The organism is Pseudomonas sp. UBA5666 (assembly GCF_002420785.1).
Taxonomy (GTDB): domain Bacteria; phylum Pseudomonadota; class Gammaproteobacteria; order Pseudomonadales; family Pseudomonadaceae; genus Aquipseudomonas; species Aquipseudomonas fulva.
This window is the reverse complement of the sequence record NZ_DIIQ01000002.1, coordinates 348471-363620: the sequence shown is the minus strand read 5'-3', so window position 1 is coordinate 363620 and position 15150 is coordinate 348471. Positions and strand designations below refer to the sequence as shown.

15 protein-coding genes are annotated in these 15150 nt (G+C 61.1%); 8 read left to right on the top strand and 7 right to left on the bottom strand.

The features are described from left to right. Positions 1–3 precede the first annotated feature (3 nt). A complete protein-coding gene (locus tag B2Y33_RS01915; protein ID WP_206405085.1) occupies positions 4–450 on the bottom strand; it encodes a GNAT family N-acetyltransferase in 447 nt (148 codons plus the stop codon). 124 nt (positions 451–574) lie between these two features. Between B2Y33_RS01915 and B2Y33_RS01910 the strand changes: the two genes are divergently transcribed. Beyond that, positions 575–2104 (top strand): PLP-dependent aminotransferase family protein, encoded by a 1530-nt coding sequence (locus tag B2Y33_RS01910; protein ID WP_236165471.1) that lies wholly within the window; start codon positions 575–577, stop codon positions 2102–2104. Positions 2105–2153: 49 nt separating this feature from the next. Here the strand turns inward: B2Y33_RS01910 and B2Y33_RS01905 are convergent, their stop codons facing one another. The 4 genes from B2Y33_RS01905 to aspA all read right to left on the bottom strand — a co-directional run bounded on the left by B2Y33_RS01905 (position 2154) and on the right by aspA (position 7043). Continuing rightward, on the bottom strand, positions 2154–3257 hold the full coding sequence (locus B2Y33_RS01905; RefSeq protein ID WP_027913336.1) for a polyamine ABC transporter substrate-binding protein: 1104 nt from the start codon (positions 3255–3257) through the stop codon (positions 2154–2156). Beyond that, positions 3257–4300 (bottom strand): histone deacetylase family protein, encoded by a 1044-nt coding sequence (locus B2Y33_RS01900; RefSeq protein ID WP_027913337.1) that lies wholly within the window; start codon positions 4298–4300, stop codon positions 3257–3259. The genes B2Y33_RS01905 and B2Y33_RS01900 overlap by 1 nt, the downstream gene beginning before the upstream one ends. A 148-nt stretch (positions 4301–4448) precedes the next feature. Continuing rightward, positions 4449–5441, bottom strand: a complete 993-nt coding sequence (locus tag B2Y33_RS01895) for an AraC family transcriptional regulator (RefSeq protein ID WP_028686789.1) — start codon at positions 5439–5441, stop codon at positions 4449–4451. A gap of 177 nt (positions 5442–5618) precedes the next feature. Beyond that, entirely contained in the window at positions 5619–7043 is a 1425-nt protein-coding gene (gene aspA, locus B2Y33_RS01890; protein WP_023532531.1) for an aspartate ammonia-lyase, read from the bottom strand. Positions 7044–7225: 182 nt separating this feature from the next. Between aspA and B2Y33_RS01885 the strand changes: the two genes are divergently transcribed. The 5 genes from B2Y33_RS01885 to B2Y33_RS01865 all read left to right on the top strand — a co-directional run bounded on the left by B2Y33_RS01885 (position 7226) and on the right by B2Y33_RS01865 (position 10920). After that, complete coding sequence (locus B2Y33_RS01885) at positions 7226–8143, top strand: LysR substrate-binding domain-containing protein (RefSeq protein WP_027913339.1); 918 nt, start codon at positions 7226–7228, stop codon at positions 8141–8143. A 257-nt stretch (positions 8144–8400) separates the two neighbouring features. Then, a complete protein-coding gene (gene purE, locus B2Y33_RS01880) occupies positions 8401–8892 on the top strand; it encodes a 5-(carboxyamino)imidazole ribonucleotide mutase (protein WP_023532690.1) in 492 nt (163 codons plus the stop codon). 10 nt (positions 8893–8902) lie between these two features. Then, on the top strand, positions 8903–9985 hold the full coding sequence (locus tag B2Y33_RS01875) for a 5-(carboxyamino)imidazole ribonucleotide synthase (protein ID WP_027913340.1): 1083 nt from the start codon (positions 8903–8905) through the stop codon (positions 9983–9985). Positions 9986–10093: 108 nt separating this feature from the next. Further along, on the top strand, positions 10094–10339 hold the full coding sequence (locus tag B2Y33_RS01870) for a GlsB/YeaQ/YmgE family stress response membrane protein (RefSeq protein WP_023532347.1): 246 nt from the start codon (positions 10094–10096) through the stop codon (positions 10337–10339). Between the two features lie 47 nt (positions 10340–10386). Beyond that, entirely contained in the window at positions 10387–10920 is a 534-nt protein-coding gene (locus B2Y33_RS01865; protein ID WP_049695282.1) for a DUF3299 domain-containing protein, read from the top strand. A gap of 15 nt (positions 10921–10935) precedes the next feature. On the opposite strand, the gene B2Y33_RS01860 is transcribed toward B2Y33_RS01865, so the two are convergent. Further along, complete coding sequence (locus B2Y33_RS01860; RefSeq protein WP_111475533.1) at positions 10936–11841, bottom strand: D-hexose-6-phosphate mutarotase; 906 nt, start codon at positions 11839–11841, stop codon at positions 10936–10938. Between the two features lie 70 nt (positions 11842–11911). After that, complete coding sequence (locus tag B2Y33_RS01855) at positions 11912–12310, bottom strand: acyl-CoA thioesterase (protein WP_003253317.1); 399 nt, start codon at positions 12308–12310, stop codon at positions 11912–11914. Between the two features lie 352 nt (positions 12311–12662). On the opposite strand from B2Y33_RS01855, the gene B2Y33_RS01850 reads away from it, so the two are divergent. Together B2Y33_RS01850 and B2Y33_RS01845 are read left to right on the top strand one after the other, a co-directional pair. Beyond that, positions 12663–13952: an MFS transporter gene (locus tag B2Y33_RS01850; protein ID WP_125921891.1), complete on the top strand. Its 1290-nt coding sequence runs from the start codon at positions 12663–12665 to the stop codon at positions 13950–13952. Between the two features lie 158 nt (positions 13953–14110). Beyond that, the gene (locus tag B2Y33_RS01845; RefSeq protein WP_088522815.1) at positions 14111–15109 is read left to right on the top strand and encodes a phosphate ABC transporter substrate-binding protein PstS; all 999 of its coding nucleotides are present in this window, start codon (positions 14111–14113) and stop codon (positions 15107–15109) included. The last annotated feature ends 41 nt before the right edge of the window (positions 15110–15150 follow it).

Here is a 15150-nt window from a genome sequence, read left to right as displayed (position 1 = left end):
GGCCTAGACCCCTTTACGGAATTGAATGAACCCTGAGCGCTCGGCTACCCGCTCATACAGGTCGATGGCAGTGGAGTTGGTTTCATGGGTTAACCAGTGCACCTTGGTGCAGCCGTCCGCGCTCGCCGCCTGATAGACGTGCTGAATCAGTTGGCGGCCAATACCCAAGCCACGCTGCTCGCCAGCCACGTACAGGTCTTGCAGGTAGCAGGCATTCTCGATGCTCCAGTTGGAACGATGGTAGATGAAGTTGACCATGCCCACCGCTTTCTCATCCAGCCAGGCGAGTGCCGAGTGCGTGGGCTCGCGAGTATCGAGCAGACGCCCCCAGGTCGTGAGACTGACCGTCTCGGACAGTTCTGTCTTGTAGAACTGCAAGTAGGCCTGCCACAGGGCAAGCCAAGTGGCGTGGTCGTTGGCAGTTACCGGGCGTAAGGTAATGTTCGTCATGGGCTATCCCTTGGCAGCTGGCACGTGTGCGCAGCCTGTTCGATTGCAGGTATAAGGGTGATGCTATGCACAAGATTGGCTCTCGGTAAGAGCCATTTACTTCGCTTTTGATAGAGCCAATGCCGTGAGCGAGTTGCATCACGATCTTTCCTTCGACCCTGCCGGGATCACGCTAGACCGCCGTCTGGGGCTCAGCCAGCAGTTGTATCAAGCCCTACGGGAACGAATGCTCGATGGTCGCCTGGGCAGCGGTACTCGGCTGCCTGCAACCCGGGAAATAGCCAGGATGTTGGGCATTTCGCGCAACAGCGTTGTCCAGGCCTACGAGCAGCTTCACGCGGAGGGTTTCATCGAGTCGCGGGTCGGTGATGGGACCTATGTAGGAACATCGAGCAAACTGTCCACACATCTATCCACAGGCTTATACCCTGGGTTATCAACAAGGTTATCCACAAACTCTTCGTTTGACACTGAGGATTTATCCAGTTACAGCCGTGCTGATACCGCCTTGCAACTGCTCGAAAAACATCATCTGGCACCCCCCAGAGGTGGCAAGCCACGAGCGTTTCGCGTCGGCCTGCCCGCGTTCGACCTATTTCCTTTCGACGTCTGGGCCAAGCTGCAAGCGGCTTTCTGGCGTAATCCGTCTCCAGCCAGGTTGAGCTATGGGGACCCGGCGGGTGAACCCGCCTTGCGTGAGCTGATCGCTACTTACATGCGCCGTTCGCGAGGGCTGAATTGTACAGCTGCACAAATTGTGATCACCCATGGCGCACAGGACGCCATCAGTCTTTGTTCACAGTTGCTGCTAGGCGCTGGCGATACCGTGGCTGTGGAAAACCCGGGCTATCGCGCCGCAGGCCATGCCTTTGCTTTGAGCGGAGCTGAGGTAAGGGGTATCGCCGTTGATGCACAGGGAATGGATTGCACCGAGCTCGAACGGCTGGAAAAATGTCGGCTGGCCTACGTGACTCCGGCTCACCAGTACCCGACAGGTGTCACCATGAGCCTGGCCCGACGCCTACAGCTGCTGGCCTGGGCCCGCCGTACCCAGGGCTGGATCATCGAAGACGATTACGACGGCGAGTACCGTTACAGCGGTGCGCCCCTGGCGCCCTTGGCTGCGCTGGACCAACATGGACGGGTCCTGTACGTCGGTACCTTCGGCAAGATCGCTTTCCCAGCCCTGCGCCTTGGTTATCTTGTGTTGCCGCCCGCATTGGCCAAACCCTTCAGCCAGGGCAGGGCGCTGGCCTCCCGGCATTCGGAAATCAGCAGTCAATGCGTGATGGCGGAGTTCATGGCGCGTGGGCATTTTCAGCGGCATATAAGGCGCATGCGCAAGGCCGCCCTTGCACGGCGCGACGCGATACTGGCCGGGTGGCCTACCGGTATCCAAGGCATGGGCGCCATGCCGGATATCGCAGCTGGCCTGCATGTCACACTGGCTGTGGATAACGTCAGCCGGGAAAGGGCGTTAGTGGCCCAGGCCGAAGCAGTTGGCGTGGAAGTGACGCCCTTGAGCCATTTTTGGCTGGATGACAGCACGTGCCCTGTGGATAAACGGGCAGGGCTGGTAGTGGGCTTTGCGGCAGTGCCTGAAAGGGAAATCGCCGAGGCCTTGCTGAAGCTACGCAAGGCCTGGCGGTCTTGAACGGCGCACCGTGAAGAGCGGCTGGGGCCACGACCCCAGCCGCAGGTGGTCATGATCCGGACTTGATGCGTGTCCATGCCCGTGTGCGTGCGCGCTCTGCATCGCGAGCCAGTGGCTTTAGCGTATACAGCTTGGTCATTGCATCGGCGGTTGGATACAAGTTGGGGTTGTTGCGAATCGCTGGGCTCACCTTGTCCGTAGCGTCTTTATTCGGGTTCGGATAGCCCACGAAGTCACTGATCGGCGCAATCACTTCAGGCCGGAGCAGGTAATTGATAAAGGCGTGAGCGTCCTGCGGATTGGCAGCATTTTTTGGAATTGCCAGCATGTCGAACCAGATCGGCGCCCCTTCCTTGGGCAGGCGCATGTCCACCACGACACCGTTGTTGGCCTCGCGGGCACGGTTGGCAGCCTGCGAGAAACTGCCGCTGTAGCCCACAGCGACGCAGATGTCACCGTTGGCCATGTCTGCCATGTACTTGGAGGAGTGGAAGTAGGTGACGGATGGGCGAATTTTCAGCAACAGGGCTTCGGCTTTCTTGTAGTCCTGCGGGTTTTCGCTGTTGGGCGGCAGGCCCAGGTATTGAAGGGCCAGCGGCATGATCTCGGAGGGTGAGTCGAGCAGGGCCACGCCACATTGCTTGAGCTTGGCGATGTTCTCTTCCTTGAAGATCAGGTCCCAACTGTCCACAGGTGCGTTTTCCCCCAACGCAGCCTTGACCTTGGCCGGGTTGAAGCCGATCAGTATGGTGCCGTACATGTACGGCACGGCAAAGCGGTTACCGGGGTCGTTGGCTTCGATCAACTTCATCAGGGCCGGGTCCAGGTGCTGCCAGTTCGGCAGTTTGCTGCGATCGAGCGGCTGGAATACGCCGGCCTCGATCTGCTTGGCCAGAAACACGTTGGACGGTACCACCACATCGTAACCAGAGTTGCCGGTCAGCAACTTGGCTTCCAGCGCTTCATTGGTGTCGAAGATGTCATACACCAGCTTCACACTGCTGTCCTTCTGAAAGTCGGTCAGCGTCTGCGGGGTGATGTAGTCGAACCAGTTGTACACGCGCAGCGTGCGCTGTTCGGCCTGGGCGGGCAGGGTGCCTGCGCACAGTACCGCAGCGACGAGAGGGGCGAGTAGCTGTTTGATCGTGGCCATTATCGAGCTCCGGGTTGTGCGCGCTGGAAGCCTTCGAGCACGTTGACGGCGTTGATGCCGATTTCTTCCACGGCATAGCCACCTTCCATCACGAACAGGGTGGGCTTGCCGAGCTGCGCGATGCGCTTGCCCATCTCCAGGTAATCAGGGCTGTCGAGCTTGAACTGGGAGATCGGATCATCCTTGAACGTGTCCACCCCCAGCGACACCACCACTACCTCAGGCTCATACGCGGCGATGCGTTCGCAAGCGTCTTCCAGGGCTGCGCGCCAGGTCGACCAGTCACTGCCTGCCGGTAGCGGATAATTCACATTGCAGCCCTCGCCGGCACCCGCCCCGGTTTCGTCGGCATAGCCCAGGAAGAAGGGGAATTCGTCCTGAGGATCACCATGGATGGAGGCGAAGAAAACATCGGCGCGGCTGTAGAAAATGTCTTGGGTACCATTGCCGTGGTGGTAGTCCACGTCGAGGATGGCAACCTTTGCCCGTCCTTGGTCGATGAAGGCCTGGGCAGCGATGGCTGCATTGTTCAGGTAGCAGTAGCCCCCCATCACGTCGCCTGCCGCGTGGTGCCCCGGTGGACGACACAATGCGAACGCGGCGTGGGCACCCTGCTCGATGGCCGCTTGCGCCGTGAGCGCGACCTGGGCTGCGCTGTAGGCGGCCTGCCAGGTGCCTGCCGTGATCGGAGCACCTGCATCGAAGCTGTAGTAACCAAGCTCGCCGTGCAACCCTGTAGGCTTGACCGCCCGCAGCGTGCGAGCAGGCCAGGTATAGGGGAGCAGATCGCCCTCCTGGCCCATGGCTGCCCAGCGCGCCCAGGCGCCTTCGAAGAAGTCGAGATAATCGGCGCTGTGCACGCGCAGCAATGGCGTACGGCCAAAATCATCAGGGCCTTTGACCTCACCCAGCTCGCGTTTGCGGACTTGGGCCAGGACATGGTCGGCACGCGAAGGCATCTCGAAGCAAGGCATGAGCTTGCCATCGATCAGCTCGCAGCGGCCATGGTGCAGGCGGTGATCATCGGAATAGATCGTCAGCATTGTTGTTCTCCGGTGGGTACTGGCGTGCCTTCATTGTCACGAACGGGCCGCTCAGCGAGAACATCTGAACCGGCCAAAAGGGGATAGATATGGCCAACGTCGAACACCTTCATCGTGTGAGGCAGCTACCCTAGGCCTACCAGCAGGCTTACCCGCGAAACCGAGTCGGCGCCACGCCACTCCAGCGCACAAAGGCGTGACGGAAACTGGCCGTCTCGCTGTACCCAAGCGTTTCGGCAATGCGGTGGATCGGCATGTGCCCGTCGGCGAGCAGTTCCTTGGCCCGTTCGAACTTCAACTCATCGAGCAATTGCTGATAGCTGCTGCCCAGCGCCTGCAGGTGACGGCGAAGTGTACGGGACGAGCAATTCATCTGCCGTGCCAGGCCCTCCAGGCCCGGCGCCGCTTCCAGTTGGTTGACAAGCAGTTGGCGAACGCGCCCCAACCATGCCTGCCGGCCGGTGAATTCTAGGTTCAGGCGTCGGCATCGCTCCTTCATGGCCTTGTGGGTGATCGGGTCGGCCAGAGGCAGTGGCGCGTTCAGCCAGTGCCGCTCGAAGGCGAAGGCGTTGTCAGGCGAGGCGAAGGTGATTGGGCACTGAAACAGGCGCCTGTAGCGCGCGTGGTAACCCGGGCGCAGGTGCTCGAAGCGCGCCCCAAGCAGCGGCAGATCATGGCCTAGCAAGTCGTCGCAGATGACCTTCAACGACACCAGGCAGAATTCGGCGTTGAAAGCGCTCAGCGCAGGACTATCCCGGTAATCGCTGGCGCTGAGCCAGACACGGTGGCCGTCGTCGAGCAGGCGCAAGGTGAAAACTGTTCCCAGCAGTGCCGGATACTGCAATGCCAGGCCCAGGGCGTCACCCAAAGTGGCACTGGACAGCAGCGCGTACCCCAGCATGCCGTAGGCAGACACGCGCATGCGCTGGCCCAACTCCAGGCCAATGTCCTCCCGGCGGGCCACGGCGTTGGCACAGACCTGCAGTTCCTGCTGGGTCGTGATGCGTGCATCGGCATGGCCAAGGTCCGCTGGGCCTATGCCGCTGCCGGCTAGCAGCTCCGAGGCCTCGCAGCCTTGGGCCTGAAAGACGTTGAGGATCAGCGAAACCGCGTTGAGGGTAGTCAGGTGGCTGTGCAGCATGCGGAGTGGTCCCGTGGGTCTGGGACGCATTATCGAGCAAGTTGTATGCCGAGTGTCGTCGATGGCTGCCAATCGGCACCGGGCGGGCAAAAAAAAGCCCGAAGCATACGCCCGGGCTTAGGAAAGGTTGAGAGGTGTCTAGTCCCTCGACCTGGTGAGACGGTTACAGCGTTCTGGTCAGGCCTTCAGCGGAACCAGACGCGGGGCGATCATGTTTTCCGGACGCAGGATGTCGTCGAGCATCGCGTCGTCCAGCAGCTTCTCTTCACGCACCAGCTCAAGCACACCGCGGCCGGTTTCCAGGGCAACGCGAGCGATACGGGTGGCGTTTTCGTAGCCGATGTAAGGGTTCAGGGCGGTGACCAGGCCGATCGAGTGCTCGACCAGTTCACGGCAGCGCTGTTCGTTGGCGGTGATGCCGACGATGCAATGCTCGCGCAGCATGTCCATGGCGCGTTGCAGCAGGCGAATCGAGTCGAAGATCTTGTAGGCGATCAACGGCTCCATCACGTTCAGCTGAAGCTGGCCTCCTTCGGCCGCGACGGTCAGGGCCAGGTCGTTGCCCATGATGGCAAAGGCCACTTGGTTTACGGCTTCCGGGATCACCGGGTTCACCTTGCCTGGCATGATCGAGCTGCCGGGCTGACGAGCCGGCAGGTTGATCTCGTTGATGCCGGTACGTGGGCCGCTGGACAGCAGGCGCAGGTCGTTGCAGATCTTCGACAACTTGACCGCGGTGCGTTTGAGCATGCCGGAGAACAGTACGAAGGCGCCCATGTCGGAGGTGGCTTCGATGAGGTCGGCAGCCGGTACCAGCGGCTGGCCACTGATGGTTGCCAGACGCTGTACAGCCAGGGCCTGGTAGCCCGGGTCGGCGTTGATGCCGGTACCAATCGCGGTGCCACCCAGGTTGATCTCGGTGAGCAGCTCAGGTGCCAGCGAGCGCAGACGCTGCAGGTCTTCGGTCATGGTGGTGGCGAAGGCGCGGAATTCCTGGCCCAGGGTCATCGGCACGGCATCCTGCAGCTGGGTGCGACCCATCTTCAGTACGTGGTCGAATTCCTTGCCTTTGGCGGCGAAGGCCTGGATCAGGCTCTCAAGGCTGGCCAGCAGGGCGTCGTGACCCAGCAGCAAGCCCAGGCGAATAGCAGTGGGGTAGGCGTCGTTGGTCGACTGCGCCATGTTCACATCGTTGTTGGGGTGCAGGTACTGGTACTCACCTTTCTGGTGACCCATGGCCTCCAACGCGACGTTGGCGATGACTTCGTTGGCGTTCATGTTGGTGGAGGTACCGGCACCCCCTTGGATCATGTCGACCACGAACTGCTCGTGGTAGTCGCCCTTGATCAGACGGGCGCAGGCTGCACTGATGGCAGCGTGCTTGGCATCGCTCAGGTGGCCCAGCTCACGGTTGGCGTCGGCAGCGGCCTGCTTGACCATGGCCAGGGCCACGACCAGCTTGGGGTAGTGCGACAGAGGAACGCCAGAGAGGTGGAAGTTGTTGGCAGCGCGCAGGGTCTGGATGCCGTAGTAGGCATCGGCAGGAACTTCAAGTGTGCCCAACAGATCTTTTTCGACGCGGAACGATGCAGCAGCGGACATGATAAATATCATCTCGAGTTTGACCCGGCACATGCCGGAATGGCGCCAATCCTAGGCCCTAAGGTGTTTTTGCGGCCAATGCTGTTGCACGCTAACCTATGCACAAACGGCATAGTGATAGATGTGACGCCGATTGATTTTCGAGCGTGTTCCATTTTGGTGCACGGCAGGGGAGCGGCCCGATGAACCTAGAAAGCAAATGGCTGGAGGACTTCAGTGCCCTGGCCTCGACCCGCAGTTTTTCCCAGGCGGCGGAGCGGCGCTTCGTAACGCAGCCGGCCTTCAGCCGGCGGATTCGTAGCCTGGAGGCGGCCCTGGGCCTTACCCTGGTCAACCGATCCCGCACCCCCATCGAGCTGACAGAGGCGGGCCAGCTGTTTTTGGTAACGGCCCGCACGGTTGTCGACCAGCTGAGCGAAATTCTTCGCCATTTGCATCATCTTGAAGGTGGTCAGGGCGAAGTGATTCAAGTGGCAGCCGCGCACTCGCTCGCATCGGGCTTCTTCCCACGCTGGGTGGCCCAACTGCGCAACGATGGGCTGAACATCGCCACCCGGCTTGTTGCCACCAACGTCGGCGATGCAGTGCATGCCTTGAGGGAAGGCGGCTGCGACCTGATGCTAGCGTTCTACGACCCTGACGCAGCCTTGCAGATGGATGCCGAAATCTTTCCCTCGCTGCATATGGGCACCACCGAAATGCTGCCCGTTTGTGCCGTGGATGCAGAAGGCAAACCGTTGTTTACCCTGGAGGGTGAAACCAGCGTGCCATTATTGGCCTACAGCGCCGGTGCCTTCCTGGGTCGTTCGGTGAACCTGCTGCTGCGCCAGCGCAATCTGCGTTACACCACCGTCTATGAAACCGCCATGGCTGACAGCCTCAAGAGCATGGCCCTGGAGGGGATGGGGGTGGCATGGGTACCGCGCCTGTCCATGCGCGGCGAACTGGAGCGTGGAGAACTTGCGATCTGTGGTGGCAGCCAGTGGCACGTGCCGCTGGAAATTCGCCTGTACCGCTGCGCCTTGGTCCGCAAGGCCAACGTCCGTTTGCTGTGGCGCAAACTGGAGTCGACCGGCGTTCAGGGCGAGGCATCAATTTGAAGTGTATTTCAGATAATCCGCGATTCTTGTCGCTGTAGCCATAGCCGTTAGAGCGGGAAAACTTGTCCCGCGAGACAGCTTGCCCTTTGATCCGGCATGTGCTTATGGGGGTGGGCGCTCCCTCCATGAATACGCTACAATCCTGCGCCTTCGGCCGACCCGGTCGATTCATAATCCGTATGACGAGCCACGCCGGTCCACCTGCGTGGCTTGTTGCTTTTAGCGCGCCAGAAGGCGCTTGCAGGAGAGGCTCGACGATGAGTGCACTGGTTGGCGTGATCATGGGCTCCAAGTCCGATTGGTCCACCCTTAGCCACACCGCCGATATGCTGGAAAAACTCGGCATTCCTTACGAGGTGAAGGTAGTTTCCGCCCACCGTACGCCGGATCTGCTGTTCCAGTACGCCGAAGAGGCTGATGGCCGGGGCATCGAGGTGATCATCGCCGGTGCCGGTGGTGCAGCCCACTTGCCTGGCATGTGCGCGGCCAAGACCCACCTGCCGGTGCTGGGCGTGCCAGTGCAGTCGTCGATGCTTTCGGGCGTTGATTCGTTGCTGTCGATCGTACAGATGCCTGCCGGCGTGCCGGTTGCCACCCTGGCCATCGGCCGCGCGGGCGCAATCAATGCCGCGCTGTTGTCGGCCAGCATCCTTGGCGCCAAGCACCCTCAGTACCACGCGGCGTTGAAGCAGTTCCGCACGGAACAGACCGACACCGTGCTGGACAATCCAGATCCGCGTCAGGCTTGAGGTTCAACCCATGAAAATCGGTGTAATCGGTGGCGGCCAGTTGGGCCGCATGCTAGCACTGGCGGGTACTCCGCTGGGCATGAACTTCGCCTTCCTCGACCCGGCGCCCGATGCCTGTGCCGCCTCTCTGGGCGAGCACCTGCGCGCGGGCTATGGCGACCAGGAACACCTGCGTCAGCTGGCCGATCAGGTTGACCTGGTTACCTTCGAGTTCGAGAGCGTTCCGGCCGAGACCGTGGCGTTTCTTTCGCAGTTCGTGCCGGTGTACCCAAGTGCCGAGGCCCTGCGCATCGCCCGTGACCGCTTGTTCGAGAAAAGCATGTTCCGTGACCTGGGGATCCCCACCCCCGCGTTCGCCGACATCCTGTCCCAGGCAGACCTGGACGCCGCAGTGGCGAGCATCGGCCTGCCAGCGGTGCTCAAGACCCGCACCCTGGGCTATGACGGCAAGGGCCAGAAAGTCCTGCGCACCGCGCAAGACGTGGTCGGCACCTTTGCCGAACTGGGCAGCGTGCCGTGCCTGCTCGAAGGCTTCGTACCCTTTACCGGTGAAGTATCGCTGGTCGCGGTCCGGGCCCGCGATGGTGAAACGCGGTTCTATCCGCTGGTGCACAATACGCACGACAGCGGCATCCTGCACCTGTCGGTCGCCAGTCAGGCGCATCCGTTGCAAGCGCTGGCTGAAGACTACGTCGGTCGCGTGTTGCAACAACTCGATTATGTCGGGGTCATGGCGTTCGAATTCTTCGAGGTCGACGGTGGGCTCAAGGCCAATGAAATTGCACCGCGCGTGCACAACTCCGGGCACTGGACCATCGAAGGCGCCGAGTGCAGCCAGTTCGAAAACCACGTGCGTGCCATCGCCGGTTTGCCATTGGGTTCGACTGCCAAGGTCGGAGAGAGCGCCATGCTCAACTTCATCGGTGAAGTCCCCCCAGTGGAGCAGGTCGTGGCCATCGACGACTGCCACCTGCACCACTATGGCAAGGCGTTCAAGGCCGGACGCAAGGTTGGCCATGCCACATTGCGGTGCCAGGACATGGTCACACTCGAGCACAAGATTGCGCAAGTCCAGGCGCTGATCGGCAACTGATCGAGCGCCAATTCGAACTTCTGCATCCGGCTGGCCCTCTGAAGTGGCAACAAGCCAAAGCGCTGCCTAGGCTTTGGCTTGTTCCATCTTTACTGCAAGGGGATTGCCATGGGTATCATCGGAACCATCTTCATCGGCCTCATCGTCGGCCTGCTGGCTCGTTTCATCAAACCGGGCGACGACAGCATGGGCTGGATCATGACCATCCTGCTCGGTATCGCGGGCTCGCTGTTGGCCACCTATGGCGGTCAGGCGCTTGGTATCTACCAGGCAGGTCAGGCAGCCGGCTTCTTTGGCGCACTGGTAGGCGCCATCCTTCTCCTGGTGATCTACGGATTCATCAAGAAACGCTGAATACTGGTTAGAATGCCGGCAATTCATCCCGAGTTGCCGAGCATTCCATGCGTGCCTTCTTCATTGCCCTCCTGTTGTCGGCCAGCTCCCTGGCCCATGCCGAATTGCCCGAGACCGACTGGCTGGAACTGATGCCCAAGTCGGACCAGAAGGCGCTCGAGCAGATGCCCGAAATCGACCATAACTCTCCCGAAGCCATGGGCACCTTCACCGCCAAAGGTGGCTTGAAGCAGAGCAAGGGGCTGCCGGCGGTCATGTACTCGACGAAAACCGTGCCCGCCCTGAACGGCAAGAGCATTCGCCTGGGTGGCTACCCCGTGCCGCTTGAAAGCGATGCCAAGGGCCACAGCACCTTGTTCTTCCTGGTGCCATACCCAGGTGCATGCATCCACGTCCCGCCACCGCCACCCAACCAGCTGGTGTTGGTGCGCTATCCAAAAGGGCTGAAGATCGATGACATCTACACGCCGCTGTGGGTCAGCGGCACGCTGAAGGTGGAAAAGGTCAGCAACGACCTGGCCGACGCGGCCTATGCCTTGGACGCCGCGAAGGTGAGGGTAGTGGTGGACGCCGATCTTTGAGGCGTGTCCGAGTGGCTAGTCGCGCGGGGTCACTTCACAATCGATCCTGACCCCCAGCGAACTGCTGGCCCCGGGCTGCAACTGCACCACGTCGTCCCAGACGTTCGCCGTCTCGATGCACAGCATGCGTTGCCAGCCGTCATCGGCCATGTCCGGCAATTCCTTGGCCCGTGCGGTCCAGGGGTTCCAGATCACCGCCGAGCGGGATCCACTGCTGGTCAGGATGATCCGCCTGCCCCAGGCCGGGTCGACGATGCTCAGCGTTGGCGGCGTATCCAGATAGATCCGGTCCGTCTCGCCGGTAAACGCCAGCGCACCCTGCTGCAGGCGCTGTTGCCAGTCGGCCAGGGTTTCGATGTAAGCCAACCCCTCGACACCGTCGACCTTGGCCTGGCGCACATCACTGACGGCAAAATAATTGTGCAGGGCCTGGCTGATAGTGACCGGGCTATCGCCAAGGTTGCGGCTGGTCAGTTGCAGCGTCAACGCCTCGTCCAGCACGACCACCAGCTTCAGCGCCACGGTGTGCGGCCACCCGGGCAATCCACCTTGCGCTTCGGCCATTTCGAACTCGATCCGCAGGGTTTCGCCCACTTCCTCCAGGCTCAGCAATTGCCAGTCACGCGTGCGGACAAGGCCGTGGGCTGGCGCTTGTTCCGCGTGGTACATGGACTGGACGGTTTCAGGGTTGCGCTGCAGGTCGCCAAACCATGGCCAGCACACAGGCGCCCCTGCCCGAACCGACTTCCCCTGGCGGAAAATGGCCTTGTCGCTCAACCACAGCAACGGCGGCTCGCCTGTGCGCTGGTAGCTGAGGACCTGTGCACCCTGGCGGGCGATCAGTAGTTCGGCGAAGCTACTGCAGATACGCCAGCAGTGAAGCTCGCCATGTTGCTCGGTCGTTACCTGGAAGGTGGCCATTGTGTCATCTCATTGGTTGCCAGTGGGCCTTGGACCCGGGCGCAGGCAATGAGTTTACCGCCGGCAGGCCTCAGCGACGAGGGACGGAACGGGTGCGGCCGCTGCCATCGATTGCGACGAAGACGAAGACGGCTTCGGTCACCTTGCGCCATTCGCTGGACAGTGGATCGTCGCTCCATACCTCGACCATCATCTGGATGGAGCTGCGCCCGATCTCCAGCGTCTGGGTATAGAAGGACAACTGTGCGCCCACGGCCACCGGTACCAGAAACGCCATGCGATCTATCGCCACGGTAGCGACGCGGCCACCGGCAACACGGCTGGCCATGGCGGTACCTGCCAGGTCCATCTGGGCGACCAGCCAGCCGCCGAAGATATCGCCAAAGCCGTTTGTTTCGCGTGGCAGTGCGGTGATCTGCAAAGCAAGGTCACCCTGCGGAATTGGATCTTCTTGTTCGAGCTCAATCATGCGGTGGGGCCTCTGACCCGTGACGCTTTTCCTGGATGCGGCGCTTAGGCCGGTAAACGATTCAGCTGACAACATACTACGCCGATTCGTATGACGAGACGGCCGTGGGAAATGCTTCGAAACCGTCTGAGTATAGTGACCGGAGTTTTCGCACAATATCCCACGCTAGCAGGACACATTTCGTACGAAACGCCAGTATATAGAGCATCTACGCAAGCGACGACCATGCGTTCTTGCAGGTCGGTATGGATTGCGTGTCGCTTTCAGCCGCGTTCGGCAATTTGCTATCTTCGCCTTCGCCTTGAACAAGCCGCATCCCGTGTGGCCTTGCCCTATAAAGAGAATAACCGTGATGACTTCCGCGCCGAGCAGTATCGAGCAGGCCCCGCGGCCGCTGACCCGCAGTGACTACAAGACCCTTTCGCTGTCTGCGCTGGGCGGGGCGCTGGAGTTCTACGACTTCATCATCTTCGTGTTCTTCGCCACCGTGGTCGGCAAGCTGTTCTTCCCAGCCGACATGCCAGAGTGGCTGCGGTTGATGCAGACGTTCGGCATTTTTGCCGCAGGCTATCTGGCGCGGCCCCTGGGCGGCATCATCATGGCGCATTTCGGCGACCTGCTGGGCCGCAAGAAGATGTTCACCCTGAGCATCTTCATGATGGCCCTGCCCACCCTGATCATGGGCCTGTTGCCGACCTACGCGCAGATTGGCCTGTGGGCGCCGATCCTGTTGCTGTTGATGCGGGTGATCCAGGGGGCGGCCATCGGCGGGGAAGTGCCGGGCGCCTGGGTATTCGTCTCGGAGCACGTGCCGGCGCGCAATACCGGCTATGCCTGCGGCACGCTCACTGCCGGTTTGACGGCCGGTATCTTGCTGGGCTCGCTGGTCGCGACCTTGATCAACAGCGTCTACAGCGCTGAAGAAGTGGCCAGCTATGCCTGGCGAATTCCGTTTCTGCTGGGCGGTGTGTTCGGTCTGTTTTCGGTCTACCTGCGCCGTTGGCTGCATGAAACCCCGGTGTTCGCAGAAATGCAGCAACGCAAAGCCTTGGCCGAAGAGCTGCCGCTGCGGGCGGTGCTGCGCGATCATCGCGGGCCCATCGTGCTGTCCATGTTGCTGACCTGGATGCTGTCGGCAGGCATCGTGGTGTTGATCCTCATGACGCCAGCCTTGTTGCAGAGCATCTACCACATCAGCCCTACCGACTCGCTCAAGGCCAACAGCCTGGCCATCGTGCTGCTGAGCCTGGGTTGCATTGGCGCCGGTAGCCTGGCCGATCGCTTCGGCGCGGGCCGTGTGTTCGTGGTCGGCAGCCTGATGCTGTTGGTCAGTTCCTGGGCGTTCTACCACAGCTTGCCCACACGGCCCGAGCTGTTGTTCCCGTTGTATGCGGTGACCGGCCTGTGCGTGGGCGTGATTGGCGCAGTGCCCTACGTGATGGTCAAGGCATTTCCGGCTGCGGTGCGCTTCAGCGGCTTGTCGTTTTCCTACAACGTCGCCTACGCCATTTTTGGCGGCCTGACGCCGATGGCGGTAACCGGGCTTCTGAAGGTCAGCCCCATGGCGCCCGCTTACTATGTGGCTGTCCTGTGCATGGTCGGCTTTTCGGTAGGTCTGTACTTGCTCGCCAACAAGCGTTGAATCGCCTTGGCCACTGACACTTGCTCCCTGTAGCAGCGCTTCGACACGATGATGGCATTTCATCCAATTGTCACAATCAAGTCATATCGTGTTCATGCGCGCTGCAGATACTGGCCCCCGTTCCCTCTCTGCACCCCCATTCCAGCTAGGAGCAAGGCATGAAATTGAAGCGTTTGATGGCGGCCCTTACCTTTGCCGCCGCTGGCGTTGCAACCGCCAACGCAGTGGCCGCTGTCGATCCTGCTATCCCGACCTACACCAAGACCACGGGTGTTTCGGGCAACCTCTCCAGCGTCGGCTCCGATACCCTCGCGAACCTGATGACCCTGTGGGCCGAGGCCTACAAAAAGGAATACCCGAACGTCAACATCCAGATCCAGGCAGCGGGTTCGTCCACTGCGCCACCGGCGCTGACCGAAGGCACCGCCAACCTCGGCCCCATGAGCCGCAAGATGAAGGACGTCGAATTGCAGGCGTTTGAGCAGAAGTATGGCTACAAACCGACTGCCATTCCGGTTGCGGTCGACGCCCTGGCGGTGTTCGTGCACAAGGACAACCCGATCAAGGGTCTGACCATGGCCCAGGTCGATGCCATTTTCTCTTCGACCCGCCTGTGTGGTGGCAAGGCCGAGATCAAGACCTGGGGCGATGCCGGAGTAACCGGCGACCTTGCCAACAAGCCGATCCAGCTGTTCGGCCGTAACTCGGTGTCCGGCACGTATGGTTACTTCAAGGAAGAAGCCCTGTGCAAAGGTGACTTCAAGCCCAACGTCAACGAGCAACCTGGTTCCGCCTCGGTGGTGCAGTCCATCAGCTCGTCGCTCAACGGTATCGGCTACTCGGGTATCGGCTACAAGACGGCCAGCGTCAGGACCGTGCCGCTGGCCAAGAAGGAGGGCGGCGAGTTCGTCGAGGACAACGAGACCAACGCCCTGAACGGCAGCTACCCGCTCTCGCGCTTCCTGTACGTTTACGTCAACAAGGCGCCGAACAAGCCGCTGGCCCCGCTGGAGGCCGAGTTCGTGAAGCTGGTACTGTCGCAGGCCGGCCAGCAGGTGGTCGTCAAGGATGGCTACATCCCGCTGCCTGCCAAAGTCGTCGACAAGACCCTGGCCGACCTGGGCCTGTCCCACGCCGGCAACGTCGCCAAGCAGTAATCGAACCCTGCAGGGGCAAGCCGTTGGGCTAGCCTCTTCAG

Excerpts from the sequence above, each read along its gene's own strand:
- B2Y33_RS01865 (WP_049695282.1), top strand. The coding sequence starts at position 10,387 with ATGCGTGCCTTCTTCATTGCCCTCCTGTTGTCGGCCAGCTCCCTGGCC.
- B2Y33_RS01860 (WP_111475533.1), bottom strand. The coding sequence starts at position 11,841 with ATGGCCACCTTCCAGGTAACGACCGAGCAACATGGCGAGCTTCACTGC.
- purE (WP_023532690.1), top strand. The coding sequence starts at position 8,401 with ATGAGTGCACTGGTTGGCGTGATCATGGGCTCCAAGTCCGATTGGTCC.
- B2Y33_RS01915 (WP_206405085.1), bottom strand. The coding sequence starts at position 450 with ATGACGAACATTACCTTACGCCCGGTAACTGCCAACGACCACGCCACT.
- B2Y33_RS01885 (WP_027913339.1), top strand. The coding sequence starts at position 7,226 with ATGAACCTAGAAAGCAAATGGCTGGAGGACTTCAGTGCCCTGGCCTCG.
- aspA (WP_023532531.1), bottom strand. The coding sequence starts at position 7,043 with ATGTCCGCTGCTGCATCGTTCCGCGTCGAAAAAGATCTGTTGGGCACA.
- B2Y33_RS01855 (WP_003253317.1), bottom strand. The coding sequence starts at position 12,310 with ATGATTGAGCTCGAACAAGAAGATCCAATTCCGCAGGGTGACCTTGCT.
- B2Y33_RS01875 (WP_027913340.1), top strand. The coding sequence starts at position 8,903 with ATGAAAATCGGTGTAATCGGTGGCGGCCAGTTGGGCCGCATGCTAGCA.
- B2Y33_RS01905 (WP_027913336.1), bottom strand. The coding sequence starts at position 3,257 with ATGGCCACGATCAAACAGCTACTCGCCCCTCTCGTCGCTGCGGTACTG.
- B2Y33_RS01870 (WP_023532347.1), top strand. The coding sequence starts at position 10,094 with ATGGGTATCATCGGAACCATCTTCATCGGCCTCATCGTCGGCCTGCTG.
- B2Y33_RS01850 (WP_125921891.1), top strand. The coding sequence starts at position 12,663 with ATGACTTCCGCGCCGAGCAGTATCGAGCAGGCCCCGCGGCCGCTGACC.
- B2Y33_RS01845 (WP_088522815.1), top strand. The coding sequence starts at position 14,111 with ATGAAATTGAAGCGTTTGATGGCGGCCCTTACCTTTGCCGCCGCTGGC.
- B2Y33_RS01895 (WP_028686789.1), bottom strand. The coding sequence starts at position 5,441 with ATGCTGCACAGCCACCTGACTACCCTCAACGCGGTTTCGCTGATCCTC.
- B2Y33_RS01900 (WP_027913337.1), bottom strand. The coding sequence starts at position 4,300 with ATGCTGACGATCTATTCCGATGATCACCGCCTGCACCATGGCCGCTGC.